This is a genomic window from Nitrospirota bacterium (genome assembly GCA_016214385.1).
Lineage (GTDB): Bacteria > Nitrospirota > Thermodesulfovibrionia > UBA6902 > JACROP01 > JACROP01.
Window position 1 is genome coordinate 1 of the sequence record JACROP010000082.1, and the last position, 2621, is coordinate 2621.

Annotated in this window: 3 protein-coding genes; all 3 read left to right on the plus strand. The window is 42.6% G+C overall.

The features are described from left to right. A partial coding sequence (locus tag HZC12_05180) for an ATP-binding protein (protein ID MBI5026117.1) occupies nucleotides 1-803 on the plus strand: 803 nt, incomplete at its 5' end. Then, nucleotides 800-1156 carry an STAS domain-containing protein gene (locus HZC12_05185; GenBank protein ID MBI5026118.1) on the plus strand — a complete coding sequence of 119 codons (357 nt, stop codon included), beginning with the start codon at nucleotides 800-802 and terminating at the stop codon, nucleotides 1154-1156. The genes HZC12_05180 and HZC12_05185, both read left to right, overlap by 4 nt. A 1-nt stretch (nucleotide 1157) precedes the next feature. Continuing rightward, nucleotides 1158-2387 carry an HD domain-containing protein gene (locus tag HZC12_05190; GenBank protein ID MBI5026119.1) on the plus strand — a complete coding sequence of 410 codons (1230 nt, stop codon included), beginning with the start codon at nucleotides 1158-1160 and terminating at the stop codon, nucleotides 2385-2387. Nucleotides 2388-2621: the final 234 nt, after the last annotated feature.

The window sequence follows — 2621 nt, forward strand, 5'->3', positions numbered from 1 at the left end:
TCTCCAGCGGTAATATCTATCTTTACTGGGCATCAATTCTAAAAAGTTTTTTCCCGGAAGTGAGCCTGAGAAGAAAAGCCCTTGAAATTCTCAATAAGATTAACTCCGCTGGTGAACCACTTACCAGCGATAGGATTTCGAGGTCTTTTTCTTTAAGCGATGAGCAGACAGAGGGCATTATGAAAGCCCTTTATCTCTCAGGCTTTGTAACCGGCGAATTCGGTGTTTTCAGAATACCGAGAGACAGAGGTTTAAGAGACTTCATAGATTGTCTTTACATGAGAGAAATCCTTGAGAAGTCTTACAGGGACTTTGAGACAAAATTCCTTGAAAGGTCAGCAAGTATTAAAGATAAAGGTGTCTCCTTTGAAATGACAATCCCGATGGTCAGAGAGGCTGAGCTTGTGGCTGCCCAGGCCTTTGAGCAGATAGGTAAGAACCTGCACTTAGACCAGGATGTCATCGGTCAGCTCCAGATGGCTATTATTGAGGCATGTATAAATGCTATAGAGCACAGTAAAGGTGAAGACAGAAAGGTTCATCTGAGTTTTGACTTTAGTGGAGAGAGCATAGAGATATCCATTGAGAGTTCCGGCAGAGAATTTATATCCCCGGAAGTTGGTGAGCCATTTACCGGCAGACGGCTCAAGGAGGATACAGGCCGCGGATGGGGTATAGAGCTCATGAAGAGCTTTACCGATTCAGTGAAATTTGAAAAAACAGAAAGAGGAACAAAGGTGGTTTTAGTCAAGAGTCTCAGACCCGGAGGCTCTATCCATGGCAAAAAAGACACAGGCCAATGAACAATAATTTCTCTATATCCTCGAAGGCCACAAGCGATGTGGTGGTTATTATACCTAACGGTTATGTTAATGACCTCGGCGCTGTGCGCCTGGAGCATGAATGTGAGCAATTTCTCCACAAGGGTTTAAGAAAGCTTGTGATAAACTTTTCGAATATGCAGTATATAAACAGTATCGGGGCTTCAGTTTTAACTGGTATAGTTCATGAGATTTCAGAATACAGGGCTTATCTCTGTTTTACAAATGTGAAGAAGATTCATCTCGATGTCTTTGAGATACTGGGCATTACAAAGCATGTAAGAATCTTTAAAGACGAAGAAGAGGCCCTGAGTTTCCTGAAAAATTTAAATTGAAATGCAGAAAAAATGGGTTTTAAAGAGGCTTATTTTCAACATCTCATCCCTTGTTGACCTCGGGCAGGAAGTCACATCTTCAAAGAGCTTTAACGAGAAAATGAAAACCACCCTTTATGTCGTCACAGGCATGTTTTCTGTGCCGAAGGCCGCCCTGTTTATATATAATTCAAATCATGGCAGGCTTGAACTCCTTACCCACAAGGGGCTGAAAGAAGCTGATGGGATCAGGCTGCATATAAAGACCACACATATAAAGGCATTCAAGAAAAATGAGGCATACAGTATGAAGGAAATTAAAGGCGATTCCTTCTACGAGCAGAACGAAGAAGCATTCAAAAGACTCCGGGCAAAGACATTTATCCCGCTCTTTGCAAAAAACGAATTTGTGGGCGCCGTTACCCTCGGCAAAAGGCTGTCAAGGGTATCTTACCTCCAGAGTGAAAGGGATGTGCTTAAAGTAATAGCTAACCAGATGTCAATAACACTGCATAACTCAAGCCTGTTTAAAAAGCTCGCGCACAAGGTCAATGAAAACAAGAGGCTTTACGAGAGTATGAGGCACATATATCATGACACCATTCAGGCGTTTGCTGCTGCTATTGATGCTAAGGATGCGTATACAAAAAATCATTCCCACAGGGTGGCAAAATATTCTGTGGCTATTGCAAAGGAGCTCGGCTGGAGAGAAAAAGATGTGGAGGGCATATATGTTGCTGGCCTCCTCCACGACATAGGGAAGATAATAATTGAGAAGGAAGTGATAAATAAAGGCAAAGATCTCACTGAGGTGGAGTTGAGAGAGATAAAAAGACATCCGCAGATTTCTTATGACATACTTTCCAAGATAAGGTTTCCCTGGAAGGATGTTGTGGATTTTATAAGACATCACCATGAGAGGGTCGATGGCAGGGGGTATCCTGATGCACTTATGGGAAATGACCTCAGTGACGGTGTAAAAATACTTACTCTCGCTGATGCCTTTGATGCCATGACAACCGACAGGCCATACAGGGGGAGACTCACACTCGCCGAGGCCCTGAGGGAAGTCAAGGGGTGCCTGGGGACACAGTTTGATGGTAAGATTTCGCAGGTTTTCTTCAGGGTCCTGCAAAAAGAAGTTGGCGGAGAACTTAAAGAGCTGCAGATTCTCCCGCATCTGGCTAAGGACTTTGACCCTGCTATTATAACTACCATCCTTGAGAGCATTACTGCCGAATTATCAGTGTGACCTGCTGTCCAAGTCTGGAAAGTTTACATCCCCCAAAGTCCACTCTTTTAAAATCAAACACTTACAAAGTGGCAAGGCATTTGCAAGAATATTAAAGTTTAATGAAAAAACTCATTTCCGTTTACACTGAAAATTTTACATTTACCCATTGTCTTATAAGGTTCTATTTGTTAGCATATCTCTCGCTAAACTTATAGCTCAGAGATTGCGAAGTGTTGATTTAGAGGTTGTTCA